Source organism: Pseudomonas sp. Sample_22 (assembly GCF_004307635.1).
In the GTDB taxonomy this organism is placed as follows: domain Bacteria; phylum Pseudomonadota; class Gammaproteobacteria; order Pseudomonadales; family Pseudomonadaceae; genus Aquipseudomonas.
On record NZ_RCNY01000093.1, the window covers coordinates 1 to 15,959 of the forward strand.

The window sequence follows — 15,959 nt, forward strand, 5'->3', positions numbered from 1 at the left end:
ATGGTAGTGTGGGGTTTCCCCATGTGAGAGTAGGTCATCGTCAAGATTAAATTCCAAAACCCCAATTGCGAAAGCAGTTGGGGTTTTGTTTTGTCCGCAGGAAAGTTCTTACAGCAAAGCCGGGCACGTCTTCGCTGTCAGCATGTCCCGACAATGCTAAGGTTCGGCCCTAGCGTTTGTATTTTCCAAGGAAGCCTTTATGCCGGACGCAACGTCCCTCAGTGCTGGTTTTATGGTGGTTCACGGCAACCGCCTGGACGAGTTACGCAGCCTGGTGGTGAGCTGGATGCGGCGCTACCCGCTGGCTCCCCTGGAAAATGAAATTGCCCTGGTGCAGAGCAACGGCATTGCGCAATGGCTGAAGCTGGCTTTGGCTGAAGACGCTGAAGATGACGATATGGGCGGCTGTGGAATCGCCGCCGCCATCGACGTGCAGTTGCCTGGCAGTTTCATGTGGCAACTCTATCGCATGGTCCTTGGACGCGACGAAATTCCGGCCAAGTCTCTGCTCGATAAATCCCCGTTGACCTGGCGTCTGATGCGCCTGCTTCCGCAGTTAATCAATGAACCTCACTTCGAACCGCTACAGCGTTTTCTGACCAACGACAATGATCTGCGTAAACGCTACCAGTTAGCCGAGCGGCTGGCTGATTTGTTCGACCAGTATCAGGTGTACCGCGCCGACTGGCTCGAAGACTGGGCGGAAGGTCGGCATCAGTTACGTAACGCAAGAGGCGAGCCGAAACCGCTGACTGCTGCCAATTACTGGCAAGCGCAGTTGTGGCGTGCTCTGTTGCTGGATGTGGGTGAAGAGGGCATGGCGCAAAGCCGAGCCGGCGTCCATCAGCGCTTTGTCGAGCGTATCAACAGCCTCGATGTGGCCCCACCCGGGTTACCTTCACGAGTCATCGTATTCGGGATTTCTTCTCTGCCGGCCCAAGCCCTGGAAGCATTGGCGGGGCTGGCCCGTTTCAGTCAGGTTCTGCTGTGCGTTCATAATCCATGTCGCCACCATTGGGCCGACATCGTCGCCGATAAGGACTTGTTGCGGCATCAATACAAGCGCCAGGCACGCAAAAGCGGAATGCCGGTTGTCCTCGACTCCCAAACGCTTCATCAACATGCCCATCCACTCTTGGCGGCGTGGGGCAAGCAAGGACGAGACTACATCAACCTGCTGGACAGCTACGACGACCCCAACAGCTATCGTTCGGCCTTCCGTGATGGCCGCATTGATCTGTTCAGCGACAGCCAGCCGCTGAACATGCTCAATCAGTTGCAGGACGACATCCTCGAGTTACGTCCCCTGAATGAAACCCGTGAACGCTGGCCGGCTGTAGATCTGGATGCAGATCAATCCATCCGGTTTCACATCGCCCATAGCGCACAACGAGAAGTAGAGATACTGCACGATCAGTTACTGGCGCGTTTCAGTGCCGATCCACAATTGCGCCCTCGCGATGTCATTGTCATGGTCCCGGATATCGACAGTTATGCACCGCACATTCGCGCGGTGTTTGGTCAGCTGGAGCGACAAGACCCGCGATTCATTCCGTTCACGCTTGCCGACCAGGGCCAGCGTGGCCGTGATCCATTACTGATCGCTATCGAACATTTGCTCAAGCTCCCTGACAGCCGTTTCCCGGTCAGCGAGATCCTTGATCTGCTGGATGTTCCTGCATTGCGCGCACGGTTTGGAGTAGAGGAGCGCGATCTACCAACCTTGCACCGCTGGATCGAAGGAGCTGGCATTCGTTGGGGCATGAATGCCGAGCAACGTGCCGGTCTCGGCTTGCCGCAAGCTCTTGAGCAAAACAGTTGGCGTTTTGGTCTGCGGCGGATGTTGCTCGGGTATGCCGTCGGTAGCGCCAGTGCCTGTGAAGGCATCGAGCCCTATGACGAGATCGGCGGGCTTGATGCTGCACTCATCGGCCCGTTGGTTGCGCTGCTTGATGCGCTGGAAATTGCGCACCGGGAACTGACGCAGCCGGCATCACCCCAGCAGTGGAGTTTGCGGCTGCAGGCATTGGTGTCGTTGTTTTTCCAGGCCAGTAACGAGCACGACGACTACGTGTTGACTCAGCTTGAAGAGTTGCGTGAAGCCTGGCTCGAGAACTGCGAGGCGGTAGGCTTGCAAGACGATTTGCCGCTGACTGTCGTCCGTGAAGCCTGGCTTGCGGGGCTTGATCAAGGGCGATTGTCTCAGCGCTTTCTGGCCGGTGCTGTCAACTTCTGCACCTTGATGCCCATGCGGGCGATCCCTTTCAAATTGGTCTGCTTGCTGGGTATGAATGACGGTGATTATCCGCGTGCACAACCGCCGCTGGACTTTGACCTGATGGGAAGTGATTACCGCCCCGGCGATCGCTCGCGCCGCGAAGACGACCGCTACCTGCTGCTGGAGGCGCTGTTGTCGGCCCGTGATCAGCTTTATATCAGTTGGGTCGGCCGCAGCATTCGCGACAACAGCGAGCGCCCAGCGTCGGTACTGATTGGTCAGTTGCGTGATCACCTGGCGAGCGGTTGGCGACTGGCCCAGGATAGTGAAGACCTGCTCGAAGCGATCACGCAGGAACACCCTCTACAACCTTTCAGCGCCCGCTACTTTCATGAAGGCGATGAGCTGTTCAGTTACGCCAGCGAATGGCAGGTGCTGCATAAATTTGCGGAACAATCGGCTGATATCGAGCGGCTTGATGCCCACGTGCAAGATGAACCACTCAGTCTCGGTCAACTGCAGGATTTCCTGCGCAACCCTGTGCGACATTTTTTCAGTCAGCGGTTGAAGGTGTTCTTTGAGTCGGCCCAAGTGCCTTTGGCGGATGAGGAACCATTTGTCCTGGATGCGTTGCAGCGATACAGCCTCAGCGACAGTTTGCTGGAAGCGGGACTGGCAGACCTGGAAAACAGCGATCAGGCGCTGGAGGTACAAGCCCGGCGTCTACAAAACGGCGGTCTGCTGCCAATGGCAGGATTCGGTGAGTGCCTTCAACGGGAATTGATCGAGCCGTTGCCGGATTTGCTGCAACGCTATCAGCAGTTGCTGACCTTGTGGCCAACGCGACTCACCAGCGCACTGCCGGTGAGCCTGGAGTTGCATGCCCTGCGTATCGAAGGTTGGCTCAGTGGCCTGCATCAACGGACTGATGGTGGTTTGCTGTCCATCACCACGATCCCCAACAGCATTGGGGCGATCAAGTCTCGTAAATGGCATCGCCTGATCCGACCCTGGGTCAATCATTTGGTCGCTTGCGCAAGTGGTTTGTCGATGACCACCGCGCTGGTGGCCAGTGATGACAGTCTGCTGCTCGCTCCAATGGATGCGGAACCCGCGCGTCGCATTCTGGGGGACTTGTTGTTGGCCTGGCAGTCAGGCATGCGTCAGCCACTTCCTGTGGCAGTGAAAACAGCCTTTGCCTGGCTGGGTCAGAGTGACCCGGTCAAAGCCGAAGCGGCAGCGCGCAAGGCCTATGAAGGTGACGGCGTGAACACTGATGGGGAACGCCGTGAAAGTGTGGCGCTGGTTCGTCAGTTCGCCGACTACGACGCGTTGGTCGCCGATGAGACGTTTACCGATTGGTGTGACGCGCTTTATCGACCGTTGCTTGAGGCGCCCTGGCGTTCCTTGTCCACCGAGGAGGGGCGCTCATGAGTACCCAGACACCGCTCGCCCTCGCGTTCCCGCTACGCGGCAGTCAGTTGATCGAAGCCAGCGCCGGGACCGGCAAGACGTTCACTATTTCTGCGCTTTACCTGCGCCTGGTTCTTGGCCATGGCGTGGAGTCCAACGGGTTTGGACGTGAGCTTTTACCTCCGCAAATCCTCGTTGTGACCTTTACCGATGCCGCCACCAAAGAGTTGCGTGAGCGCATTCGTGCCCGGTTGGCGCAAGCCGCTCGATTTTTCCGCGATGAAACACCGTCGCCCGACAGCCTGATTGCCGAGTTGCGTGACCAGTATCCGCCAGAGCAGTGGTCCGGTTGCGCAAATCGCCTGGACATTGCCGCCCAATGGATGGATGAAGCCGCGGTCTCGACCATTCACAGCTGGTGTCAGCGCATGTTGCGTGAACACGCATTCGACAGCGGCAGTCTTTTTACTCAAACACTGGAAACCGATCACAGCGACCTGTTGGGCGAAGTGTTGCGCGACTATTGGCGATTGTTTTGCTACCCGATGCAGGGCGATGCGCTGAACTGGGTACGCGCCAACTGGGGCGGGCCAGCCGCTTTGCTACCGCAGGTTCGTGGACTGTTTGCCAGCGAGCGCGACAACGTCGAAGGCAAGGCTCCCGCCGAGTTGATTACCGAGTGTTTGCAAGAGCGCCGGGCTGCGTTGGTCGAACTCAAGCTGCCCTGGCGTCAGTGGGCCGACGAGCTACTGATGATTTGCCACGAAGGGGTTGTCAGCAAAAGTGTCGACGGCCGCAAGATGCAGGCACGTTATTTCGAACCCTGGTTCGAAAAGATCAAAGCCTGGGCCGACGATGAAACCCTTGAGCAACTGGACATCGGCACCGGTTTCACTCGACTGACCCCCGAAGGTATGGCCGAGGCCTGGAAAAAAGGTGAGGTCCCCAATCATCCGGGGCTGGACGCCATGCCCGGGTTGAAAGCCTGTCTCGACAACTTGCCGACGCCAGATGCCGCTGTGCTGCAACACGCCGCCCATTGGGTCGGCACGCGGTTCGAGGAGGAAAAGCGTCGCCGCGCGGAAATGGGCTTTGACGACATGTTGCTGCGCCTCGATGCGGCGTTGCAGTCAGATGGCGGTGAACGGTTGGCGACCCTGATCCGTGAACAGTTCCCCGTGGCGTTGATCGACGAATTCCAGGACACGGACCCGGTGCAGTACCGGATTTTCGAGCGCATCTATCGTATTGAAGACAATAGTCCCGACAGCGGGCTGTTCCTGATTGGTGACCCGAAACAGGCGATCTATGCATTCCGTGGCGCGGATATCTACACCTATCTTCGCGCGCGACAGGCAACCACCGGACGCCTGCATACCCTGGGCACCAACTTCCGCTCCAGCCATGGCATGGTCCGCGCAGTGAACCATGTGTTCGACTGTGCCGAGTCGCGCGAATCGGGGCGTGGGGCATTTCTGTTCCGTGAAGGCAATGGTGAAAATCCGGTGCCGTTCCAGCCTGTGGCATCGCAGGGGCGCAAGGAAGTTCTGCAGAGCAATGGGCAAACCGTCCCGGCGCTGAACATCTGGCAGTTGTCCGCCGAGCAACCATTGTCTGGTGCTGTTTACCGTCAACAACTGGCCGCCGCGTGCGCCAGTGAAATCACCGCCTTGCTCAATGGCGGGCAACAGGGGCGTGTAGGCTTCGCACGTGACGATCGGGATCTGGTAGGGCTGATGCCTGCGGACATCGCCATTCTGGTGCGCGATGGCAAGGAAGCGCAGGCCGTGCGTGCCGAACTAACTGCCCGCGGTGTGCGCAGTGTCTACTTGTCGGACAAGGACTCGGTGTTCGCTGCACAGGAAGCGCATGACGTACTGACATGGCTGAAAGCCTGCGCCGAGCCCGATGTCGAACGTCCGCTGCGTGCCGCGCTGGCCAGCATCACACTCAATCTGTCATTGACGGACCTTGAGCAGTTGAACCAGGACGAACTGGCCTGGGAATCCCGGGTCATGCAGTTCCGTGGCTATCGCGAGTTGTGGCGCAAGCAGGGTGTACTGCCGATGCTGCGACGCTTGCTGCATGACTTCCGGCTTCCCCAGACGTTAATCGCCCGCAGCGACGGCGAGCGGGTGTTGACCAACCTTTTGCACCTGTCCGAATTGCTGCAACAGGCGGCCGCCGAACTGGACGGTGAGCAGGCCCTGATCCGGCACTTGTCCGAGCATCTGGCGTTGTCCGGTCAAGCCGGCGAAGAGCAGATCCTGCGCTTGGAGAGCGACGAGCAACTGGTCAAGGTCGTGACCATTCACAAGTCCAAGGGGCTTGAGTATCCCTTGGTGTTCCTGCCGTTCATTTGCTCGGCAAAACCGGTGGATGGCAGTCGACTGCCTTTGCATTACCACGATGCCACGGGCAAGGCCCAGATCACTTTGAACCCTACGCCTGAATTGATCGCCCTGGCCGACCAGGAACGCCTGGCGGAGGATTTGCGCTTGCTGTACGTCGCCCTGACCCGGGCGCAACATGCTTGCTGGTTGGGCGTGGCGGATCTCAAGCGTGGCAGTAACAACAGCTCGGTGCTGCACTTGTCGGCGCTGGGGTATCTGTTGGGCGGCGGTCGTTCATTGAGCGAATCGGCGGGCTTGAGCATCTGGTTGCGGGAGCTGCAACAAGGCTGTCCGGCAATCAGTTGCAGCGAAATGCCGGAAGCAACCAGCGAGCATTACCATCCACCGCTGAACACAGCTGCATTGCTCACACCATTGATCCCGCTACGCAAGGCGGCCGAGAACTGGTGGATCGCCTCTTACAGCGCCTTGCGCATCAGCGACATCCTGAGCGTGGGGACAGACGAAGCGCCCGAGAGTCCGCAGGCGCAGAAGCTGTTCGATGACGAACGCCTCGATCCACAGGCACCCCGGGAGATGGCGGCCGGCGGTGCCGATATTCATCGATTCCCTCGCGGCCCGAACCCGGGCACTTTCCTTCATGGTTTGCTTGAATGGGCTGGCGATGAAGGTTTTTCTGCCAATCCACAAACGGTGGAAGATGCGATTGCCCGTCGTTGCAATCGGCGTGGCTGGGAAGGCTGGATCACTACGCTGAGTGACTGGCTTGTGCATCTGCTCAAATCGCCGCTGCCCGTAGGTGCGGGAAAGGCGCCGGTGATTTTCGAGCAGTTGAGCCAGTATCAGGTCGAAATGGAATTCTGGTTTGCCAGTCACAAGGTTGATGTACTCAAGCTCGATGCGCTGGTGCGCCAGTACACGCACAACGGCGTGGCCCGAGTGGCCGCCGAGCCGGTGTTGCTCAATGGCATGTTCAAGGGTTTCATCGACCTGACGTTCGAACACGATGGCCGCTATTACGTCGCCGACTACAAATCCAACTGGCTCGGGGTCGACGACCTGGCCTATACCGAGCAGGCCATGGAGCAGTCGATTCTCGACAATCGCTACGACCTGCAATACGTGTTGTACCTGTTGGCCCTGCATCGTCAGCTCAAGGCCCGGCTGGCTGATTACGATTACGATCGGCATGTCGGCGGTGCGTTGTACATTTTCCTGCGCGGGACGCGGGCATCCAGTCGTGGCGTTTATTTTGCCCGGCCACCCAGAGAATTGATCGAGCGGCTGGACCGGATGTTTCAGGGTAAACCGGAGCCCAAGGCAGAACCCGCGTGGGAACAGGGAGTATTGTTATGAGCCGCACCTTCGCCGATTTGCTGCCCACTTCATTGGCGGCGGACAGCTTCGCGGACCTGGCGCCTCTGAATTGTGCGGACGATCTGTTGTTGCTGCTGACTCGTTGGGTCGAGCGTGGCTGGCTGCGAGCACTGGATAAAGCCTTCGTGGCGTTTCTTCATGAGCTGGCACCGGACGATGACCCTTTGGTGCTGCTGGCGGCGGCGTTGACCAGCCACCAATTGGGGCACGGGCATGTTTGCCTGGACCTGTTCGAGACACTGAAAGAGCCTGACTTCGCCCTGTCGTTGCCTCCGGAAGGCGATCTTCAGAGTGGTGTGATGTTGCTGCCTTCACAGTTACTGCAAGCGCTGGATGGCGCCCATTGGTGCAAGGTTCTGGCGGCAAGCAGTCTGGTTGCCTTGGCCGCCGACGAACGAGAAAGCGTGCAGACACGGCCGTTGGTGTTATCGGGCAAGCGTCTGTACCTGCGCCGCTATTGGGCTTATGAGCGGCGTATCGACAACTCACTGCGCGAGCGCCTGGCGACGCATGAGGCCGCACCGGAGGATTTGTTCGAGCGTCTCACCGGTTTGTTCGGCCCAGCCAGGCCGGGTGAGGTCATCGACTGGCAGAAACTTGCCTGTGCCCTGGCCACTCGCGGCGCTTTCAGTATCGTCACCGGTGGTCCGGGAACCGGCAAGACCACTACAGTTGTGCGCTTGTTGGCGTTGCTCCAGGCACCGGCCGTCGAGGCTGGCAAGCCGTTGCGCATTCGTCTCGCCGCACCAACCGGCAAGGCTGCAGCGCGGCTGACGGAGTCCATCAGCCAGCAAGTCCGAACGTTGAAAGTCACCGAAGCCATTCGCGAAAAAATCCCGTCCGATGTCACCACGGTTCACCGCCTGCTCGGCAGTCGTCCGGGGACGCGACATTTTCGCCACCATGCCGGCAATCGCTTACCACTGGATGTGTTGGTGGTGGACGAAGCATCGATGATTGACCTGGAAATGATGGCTAACCTGCTCGATGCATTGCCGGCTCATGCTCGTCTGGTATTGCTGGGGGATAAGGACCAGTTGGCATCGGTGGAAGCCGGCGCAGTGCTGGGCGATCTGTGCCGTGATGCCGAGGCTGGCTGGTATAGCCCGCAGACACGCCAATGGCTGGAGGCGGTCAGTGGCGAAAATCTGGACACCAGCGGATTGCAGGAAGACACCCAGGGTACGCATCCACTCGCCCAGCAAGTGGTGATGTTGCGTCACTCGCGGCGCTTCGGCGAGGGCAGTGGTATTGGCCAGTTGGCCCGCTGGGTGAACCAGCAACAACCGGAGGAAGCGCGCAAGCTGTTGACGGTGCGCAGCCACGACGATGTATTCAGCCTGTCTCTCAAAAATGAACAGGACCGGGCGCTGGAGCGTTTGTTGCTCGAGGGCCATGGTGAGGGCGCACAAGGCTACCGGCATTATCTGAACCTGCTGCGCAATCAACGGCCGGCGCTTGATTGTCCATACGATGATCCGCGCTGGATCGACTGGGCCCGACAGGTCTTGCAAGCCTTCGACGCCTTTCAGTTGTTATGCGCCGTTCGCAAGGGGCCTTGGGGCGTGGAGGGGCTGAACCAGCGAGTCACTGATGCACTGCTCAAAGCGCGTTTGATCGACAGTGACCAGCAGTGGTACGAAGGCCGACCAGTCTTGATGACCCGAAATGATTATGGCCTGGGCTTGATGAACGGCGACATCGGCATTGCACTCAAGCTTCCCGAACGTGAGGGGCCGCAAGCTGGTCGACAGGTGCTTCGAGTGGCGTTTCCACGCAACGACGGCCAGGGCGGTGTGCGTTTTGTCTTGCCGAGTCGGCTCAATGACGTTGAAACCGTGTATGCCATGACTGTGCACAAGTCCCAAGGCTCCGAATTTGCCCACACTGCGTTGATTCTTCCCGACGCGCTGAACCCGGTGCTGACCAAGGAGCTGATCTATACCGGTATCACTCGCGCCAAGGACTGGTTCACATTGATCGAACCGCGCGCCGGCGTGTTTGAAGAGGCGGTGAGGCGCAAGGTCAAGCGTTTGAGTGGGCTGATGCTGGAGCTGAAAGAGAGCAGCTATACGACGGATTGAAAGCAGCGGCGCGAGGCTATGCACACTGTCCGAAGTGCCGTAATGCGCGGCCTCGCTGGCGTTACGCCGCTATGCTATCGTTGCGGCATCATCTGGTAACGATCGAAGAGTATCCCTGCATGAAGGTGGCTGTCCGGGCGACAGAGCGTATCGCTGACTGCAAAAAAGCACTGCTCGCCGGGCTTCTCAGCTTGCTGTCGGCTGCCGCTTTCGCTCAGCCGCAAACCCCGTCGAGCATGGCCGACCAGCGTGCCGAGTCAGTGACTCAGGTGGTGCTGGGAATTCTCAGTTACGCCCGTTGGCCGGTCGAGCCTGCGCAACTGCGCCTCTGTGTCGTTGGCCCCACTGAGTACACTGACGATCTGGTCAAAGGCACGACCCAGGCGACAGGTCGGCCCGTGACGGTGCAACGACTGTTGGCGGACAACCCGTCCATCGCGGGTGAATGCAATGCGGTGTACATCGGCAAACTGACCAGTGACGAACGCAGTCGGCTGTTCGCCTCGCTTACAGGGCGCCCGGTGTTGAGCATCAGCGAAAGCGATGATCAGTGCACGGTCGGCAGTCTTTTCTGTCTGCGCGTCACCGACGATCAGGTGTCTTTCGAGGTCAACCTCGACTCGGTTGCCCGCAGCGGAGTGCGTATTCATCCGAGCGTACTGCAATTGTCCCGTCGCAAACCGGCGGCGACATGAGCCTGTTCAAGCCGGGGACTCGTCCGACCCTGCGCTCGGTCATCGGTCGTGGTCATTTGATCGTCGCGCTGGTGGGTGTGGCCATGGCCAGCGTTTCACTGACGCTGCTGGGTGTTTTGGCCTTGCGGGTGTACGCCGATCACAACCTGCATTTGATCGCGCGCTCGATCAATTACACCGTGGAAGCTGCGGTGGTGTTCAATGACAAATCCGCGGCCACTGAGGCATTGGCCCTGATCGCCTCCACCGAAGAGGTAGCCGACGCCCAGGTTCTGGACATGCAGGGCCGGCTGCTTGCTCGTTGGCAGCGACCGGAAACCGGTTTGCTGTCCGACCTCGAAATGCAGTTGGCCAAGGTTTTTCTGGAAAAGCCGATCAACATGCCGATCGTTCACCAGGATCGGCAGATTGGCAGCATTGTGCTCATCGGGCATGGCGGCAGCCTGATGCGCTTCTTGCTCAGTGGTCTGGTGGGTATTGTCCTGTGCACCGCCATCAGTGCGTGGGTCGCGCTCTATCTGGCGCGTCGACAACTTCGCGGCATCATCGGCCCCTTGCGCAGCCTGGCTTCTGTTGCTCATGCTGCTCGCAGTGAGAGGGCATTCGATCGGCGCGTACCTGCCGCAACCATTGCCGAACTCGATAACCTTGGCAGCGACTTCAATGCCTTGCTCGATGAACTTGAATCCTGGCAGACCCATCTGCAGAACGAGAACGAGACCCTGGCTCACCAGGCCAGTCATGACAGCCTGACGGGCTTGCCGAACCGGGCGTTTTTCGAAGGTCGGCTGACGCGCGCGCTGCGCAATGCCAACAAGCTCGACGAGCGAGTCGCTGTGCTGTTTCTCGACAGCGACCGGTTCAAGGAAGTCAACGATAACTATGGTCATGCCGCTGGCGATGCAGTGTTGGTGGCTGTGGCCAAGCGGGTTCGCGCCCAACTGCGCGAAGATGACCTGGTGGCACGCCTGGGCGGCGATGAGTTTGCGGTACTGTTGACGCCACTTCACACCACCGAAGACGCTGAGCGCATTGCCGACAAGATCATTGCCAGCATGGAGGCGCCGATTCTGTTGCCGGGTGATCACCAGGCACAGACCTCACTCAGTATCGGTATCGCCGTGTACCCCGATCATGGCGTTACCCCAGGTACGCTGCTCAACGCAGCGGACGAAGCGATGTACCAAGCCAAGCGCCTCGCCCGAGGCGCCCAGCACACGGCAGGGTCGGAGCACCCTGTCGCCGACGTTTAACTCAGGAGCTCGTACCGTGTTTTCATTTTTTTCCCGATCCTTTCGACTTTTTACTCTCCCGCTGATCCTGGCCGCATTGACACTGAGCGGTTGCCAGACTGCACCGCAAAAAGGCCTGACACCGGCGCAGATAGCGGTCTTGAAACAGCAGGGTTTCGAGTTGACCGATGAGGGCTGGGCATTTGGCCTGTCTGGCAAAGTGCTGTTCGGCAGTGATGTTGACAGCCTGAATCCGCAGAGCACGCAGATTGTCGAGCGCATTGGCAAGTCGCTATTGGGCGTCGGGATAGAGCGCGTAAGAGTCGATGGTCATACGGACGCATCGGGTAAAGAAGCCTACAACGAACAACTCTCCCTGCGCCGCGCAAAAAGTGTCGGTACCGTTCTGGCTGCTGCCGGCATGCAGCAGCAAAACATTCAGTTGCGCGGCCTTGGCAGCAGCAAGCCCGTGGCATCCAACGACACCGCCACCGGCCGTACTGAAAATCGACGGGTATCGATTGTGGTCAGTGCCGATTGATGACACAGGCCTCGGCCAGTCATTCGTTAAACAGCAACTCCCGCGTTTCACCCAATAACAACGGGCCATTCAGCTCCGTTACCTCACGGATGTAATCCCACAACAGGGTAATCCGCTTGAGCTTGCGCAGGTCTTCGCGGCAGTACATCCAGAATTGTCGGGTGATGTTGATCTCCTGCGGCAATACCGGCAGCAAGCGCGGATCCTGAGCGGCGAGGAAGCAGGGCAGGATCGCCAGTGATCGTCCCTGTTGCGCTGCCACGAACTGCGCGATCACGCTGGTGCTGCGCAAGTTGGCGCTGGCGCCCGGGAGCACGTTGGCCAGGTACAGCAGCTCGGAGCTGAACGCCAGGTCGTCGACGTAGCTGATAAACGAGTGCTCGGCCAGGTCGGTCGGACGGCGGATCGGCGGGTGTTTATCCAGGTATTCCTGTGTCGCGTACAGCTGCAACCGATAGTCGCAGAGTTTGCAGCAGACGTAGGGGCCGTGCTCCGGGCGTTCCAGGGCGATGACAATGTCGGCTTCGCGTTTGGACAGGCTGATGAAGTGCGGCAGCGGCAGGATGTCTACCGAGATCGCCGGGTAGGTGTCGACGAAATGGCTCAACTGCGGCGTGATGAAGAAGCTGCCAAAGCCTTCGGTACAGCCCATGCGCACATGTCCGGACAACGCCACTCCAGACCCTGAAACCTGTTCGCACGCCATGTGCAGCGTGCTTTCGATTGCCTCGGCGTATCCCAGTAAACGCTGACCTTCAGCGGTCAGGACAAAGCCACTGGTCCGGGATTTCTCGAACAGCAGAGTTCCCAATGAGGCTTCCAGCGAACTGATGCGTCGCGACACCGTGGTGTAGTCGACGGCCAGGCGCTTGGCCGCGGTACTGGCCTTGCGGGTCCGAGCCACTTCCAGGAAAAACTTGAGGTCATCCCAGTTCAGCGAGCCTAAGGACGTGATGTTTTTTTGCATGATGGACCGGCTTTTATGTGCGTTCTTATTAGAAGTTTGCACATCTATACTCCAAAAACAGCCCGATAAACAAATCGCGGCACACGCCTCATCTCAAGGCGACCTTTTCGCCTTGGCTCCCCTGATAAAAACAACGTCCAGGAGACCCACATGAACGCATCGCTCACGCCCAACGACACCACCGTACAAAAGGTCAAGCTGTTGATCGACGGCGAGTGGGTCGAATCCAAATCCACCGAGTGGCACGACATCGTCAACCCGGCGACCCAGCAAGTCCTGGCCAAGGTGCCGTTTGCCACCGCCGAAGAAGTCGATGCCGCCATCGACGCCGCGCACCGTGCCTTTCAGACCTGGAAGCTGACACCGATCGGCGCGCGGATGCGCATCATGCTCAAGCTCCAGGCATTGATTCGCGAGCACTCCAAGCGTATCGCCGTGGTGCTGAGCGCCGAGCAGGGCAAAACCATTGCCGACGCTGAGGGCGATATTTTCCGAGGCCTGGAAGTGGTCGAGCACGCTTGTTCCATCGGCAGCCTGCAGATGGGCGAGTTCGCTGAAAACGTCGCAGGCGGTGTCGATACCTACACCCTGCGCCAACCCATCGGCGTGTGCGCCGGCATCACCCCGTTCAACTTCCCGGCGATGATTCCGCTGTGGATGTTCCCGATGGCCATCGCCTGCGGCAACACCTTCGTGCTCAAACCGTCTGAACAGGACCCGATGTCGACCATGCTGCTGGTGGAGCTGGCCATCGAAGCCGGGGTTCCGGCTGGCGTACTCAACGTCGTGCATGGCGGGAAGGACGTGGTGGATGCGCTCTGCACCCACAAAGACATCAAGGCGGTTTCCTTCGTCGGCTCGACCGCCGTCGGTACCCACGTTTACGACCTGGCCGGCAAACACGGCAAGCGTGTGCAATCGATGATGGGCGCCAAAAACCACGCTGTGGTGCTGCCGGACGCCAATCGCGAACAAGCGCTGAATGCATTGGTGGGCGCCGGTTTTGGTGCGGCCGGTCAACGCTGCATGGCCACCTCGGTGGTGGTGCTGGTGGGCGCGGCCAAGCAATGGCTGCCAGACCTCAAGGCGCTGGCGCAGAAGCTCAAGGTCAATGCCGGCAGCGAGCCGGGTACCGACGTCGGTCCGGTGATCTCGAAAAAAGCCAAGGCGCGGATTCTCGATCTCATCGAGAGCGGCATCAAGGAAGGCGCGAAGCTGGAACTGGATGGTCGCGAGATCTCGGTTGCGGGTTACGAAAAAGGCAACTTTGTCGGCCCGACCCTGTTCTCCGGCGTGACCACTGACATGCAGATCTACACCCAGGAAATCTTCGGCCCGGTGCTGGTGGTGCTGGAAGTGAACACCCTTGATGAAGCCATCGCCCTGGTCAATGCCAACCCGTTCGGTAACGGCACTGGCCTGTTCACCCAGAGCGGTGCGGCGGCGCGTAAATTCCAGACTGAAATCGATGTTGGCCAGGTCGGTATCAACATCCCGATTCCAGTGCCGGTGCCGTTCTTCAGCTTCACCGGATCGCGCGGCTCCAAGCTCGGTGACCTCGGTCCGTATGGCAAGCAAGTGGTGCAGTTCTACACTCAGACCAAGACCGTCACCAGTCGCTGGTTCGATGATGACAGCGTCAACGACGGTGTGAACACCACGATCAATTTGCGTTGAGGAGCCGGACATGAAAATCGCTTTTATCGGTCTCGGCAACATGGGTGCGCCGATGGCGCGCAACCTGATCAAGGCTGGCCATGCCTTGCGTATGGTCGACCTGAACAAAACCGTGCTGGCAGAGCTGGAGCAACTGGGCGGCAGCATCAGTGCTTCGGCCCGCGAAGCGGCTGACGGGGCGGAACTGGTGATCACCATGCTGCCGGCGGCCGTGCATGTACGCAGCGTGTGGCTGGGTGAAGACGGCGTGCTGGCCGGGATCGGCAAAGGTGTGCCGGCGGTGGATTGCAGCACTATCGATCCGCAGACCGCGCGGGACGTCGCCAGCGCCGCAGCCAAACAGGGTGTGGCCATGGCCGATGCGCCGGTTTCCGGCGGCACCGGCGGTGCGGCGGCAGGGACGCTGACCTTCATGGTTGGCGCCACCCCGGAACTGTTCGCCACCCTGCAACCGGTACTCGCTCAGATGGGCCGCAACATCGTCCATTGTGGCGAGGTCGGCACCGGGCAAATCGCTAAAATCTGCAACAACCTGCTGCTGGGAATTTCCATGGTTGGCGTCAGCGAAGCCATGGCGCTTGGCGATGCCTTGGGCATCGATACCAAGGTGCTGGCGGGCATCATCAACAGTTCTACTGGTCGGTGCTGGAGTTCGGAGATGTACAACCCGTGGCCGGGCATCGTTGAAACGGCGCCTGCGTCACGTGGCTATACCGGCGGCTTTGGTGCCGAGTTGATGCTCAAGGATCTGGGGTTGGCGACGGAAGCGGCGCGACAGGCGCACCAGCCAGTGGTGCTTGGCGCGGTGGCCCAACAGTTGTATCAGGCGATGAGTCTGCGTGGGGAAGGTGGCAATGACTTCTCGGCGATCATCAACAGCTATCGCAAGCCGCAATAACGGATGCTACGAAAACTTTTGTGGCGAGGGAGCTTGCTCCCGCTGGTTCGCGCAGCGGACCCAAAATAAGGCAAATGCGCAGTTTCAGCTAAAACTTGCCTGCTGATTTCACGACTGCTTCGCAGCCGAACGGGAGCAAGCTCCCTCGCCACAGGTTTGGTATTGCCCTGCAGGTTTTTTTGACCGGGAGATCACGTCGGGTGATCTCCCGGTTTTTTCCATCAGGCGAACACGAAATACTTGGCAGTACTCCCATTTCACTTATTTACGCAGACTTTTGTGGCGAGGGAGCTTGCTCCCGCTGGTTCGCGGCAGCGGACCCGGAATGAGGCAAATGCGCAGTTTCAGCTAAAACGTGCCTGCTGATTTCACGACTGCTTCGCAGCCGAACGGGAGCAAGCTCCCTCGCCACAGGTTTGGTATTGCCCTGCAGGTTTTTTTGACCGGGAGATCACGTCGGGTGATCTCCCGGTTTTTTCCATCAGGCGAACACGAAATACTTG

Annotated in this window: 9 protein-coding genes; 8 read left to right on the forward strand and 1 reads right to left on the reverse strand. The window is 59.3% G+C overall.

The window, feature by feature from the left end; translation table 11 throughout:
• The first annotated feature begins 199 nt into the window (after nt 1-199).
• The 6 genes from recC to D8U73_RS26665 all read left to right on the forward strand — a co-directional run bounded on the left by recC (nt 200) and on the right by D8U73_RS26665 (nt 11,914).
• On the forward strand, nt 200-3,652 hold the full coding sequence (gene recC / locus D8U73_RS26640; protein ID WP_130906205.1) for an exodeoxyribonuclease V subunit gamma: 3,453 nt from the start codon (nt 200-202) through the stop codon (nt 3,650-3,652).
• Complete coding sequence (gene recB, locus D8U73_RS26645) at nt 3,649-7,341, forward strand: exodeoxyribonuclease V subunit beta (protein WP_130906206.1); 3,693 nt, start codon at nt 3,649-3,651, stop codon at nt 7,339-7,341. Before recC ends, recB begins: the two co-directional genes overlap by 4 nt.
• Nucleotides 7,338-9,446, forward strand: coding sequence for an exodeoxyribonuclease V subunit alpha (gene recD, locus D8U73_RS26650; RefSeq protein ID WP_130906207.1), 2,109 nt, complete (start codon nt 7,338-7,340; stop codon nt 9,444-9,446). Before recB ends, recD begins: the two co-directional genes overlap by 4 nt.
• 119 nt (nt 9,447-9,565) lie before the next feature.
• A complete protein-coding gene (locus tag D8U73_RS26655) occupies nt 9,566-10,141 on the forward strand; it encodes a YfiR family protein (protein ID WP_056854908.1) in 576 nt (191 codons plus the stop codon).
• Nucleotides 10,138-11,394 carry a diguanylate cyclase gene (locus tag D8U73_RS26660; RefSeq protein WP_130906208.1) on the forward strand — a complete coding sequence of 419 codons (1,257 nt, stop codon included), beginning with the start codon at nt 10,138-10,140 and terminating at the stop codon, nt 11,392-11,394. Before D8U73_RS26655 ends, D8U73_RS26660 begins: the two co-directional genes overlap by 4 nt.
• Before the next feature lie 16 nt (nt 11,395-11,410).
• Nucleotides 11,411-11,914: an OmpA family protein gene (locus D8U73_RS26665; protein WP_130906209.1), complete on the forward strand. Its 504-nt coding sequence runs from the start codon at nt 11,411-11,413 to the stop codon at nt 11,912-11,914.
• Between the two features lie 19 nt (nt 11,915-11,933).
• Here the strand turns inward: D8U73_RS26665 and D8U73_RS26670 are convergent, their stop codons facing one another.
• Complete coding sequence (locus tag D8U73_RS26670; protein WP_056854911.1) at nt 11,934-12,881, reverse strand: LysR family transcriptional regulator; 948 nt, start codon at nt 12,879-12,881, stop codon at nt 11,934-11,936.
• Between the two features lie 150 nt (nt 12,882-13,031).
• On the opposite strand from D8U73_RS26670, the gene D8U73_RS26675 reads away from it, so the two are divergent.
• Both D8U73_RS26675 and mmsB read left to right on the forward strand, forming a co-directional pair.
• Nucleotides 13,032-14,558, forward strand: a complete 1,527-nt coding sequence (locus D8U73_RS26675) for a CoA-acylating methylmalonate-semialdehyde dehydrogenase (protein WP_056854912.1) — start codon at nt 13,032-13,034, stop codon at nt 14,556-14,558.
• Nucleotides 14,559-14,568: 10 nt separating this feature from the next.
• Entirely contained in the window at nt 14,569-15,456 is an 888-nt protein-coding gene (gene mmsB, locus D8U73_RS26680; protein ID WP_056854913.1) for a 3-hydroxyisobutyrate dehydrogenase, read from the forward strand.
• The last annotated feature ends 503 nt before the right edge of the window (nt 15,457-15,959 follow it).

Bases quoted from the DNA above. Each gene is read 5' to 3' on its own strand.
- D8U73_RS26660 (WP_130906208.1), top strand. From the start codon at position 10,138: ATGAGCCTGTTCAAGCCGGGGACTCGTCCGACCCTGCGCTCGGTCATC.
- D8U73_RS26655 (WP_056854908.1), top strand. From the start codon at position 9,566: ATGAAGGTGGCTGTCCGGGCGACAGAGCGTATCGCTGACTGCAAAAAA.
- D8U73_RS26675 (WP_056854912.1), top strand. From the start codon at position 13,032: ATGAACGCATCGCTCACGCCCAACGACACCACCGTACAAAAGGTCAAG.
- D8U73_RS26670 (WP_056854911.1), bottom strand. From the start codon at position 12,881: ATGCAAAAAAACATCACGTCCTTAGGCTCGCTGAACTGGGATGACCTC.
- recC (WP_130906205.1), top strand. From the start codon at position 200: ATGCCGGACGCAACGTCCCTCAGTGCTGGTTTTATGGTGGTTCACGGC.
- recD (WP_130906207.1), top strand. From the start codon at position 7,338: ATGAGCCGCACCTTCGCCGATTTGCTGCCCACTTCATTGGCGGCGGAC.
- recB (WP_130906206.1), top strand. From the start codon at position 3,649: ATGAGTACCCAGACACCGCTCGCCCTCGCGTTCCCGCTACGCGGCAGT.
- mmsB (WP_056854913.1), top strand. From the start codon at position 14,569: ATGAAAATCGCTTTTATCGGTCTCGGCAACATGGGTGCGCCGATGGCG.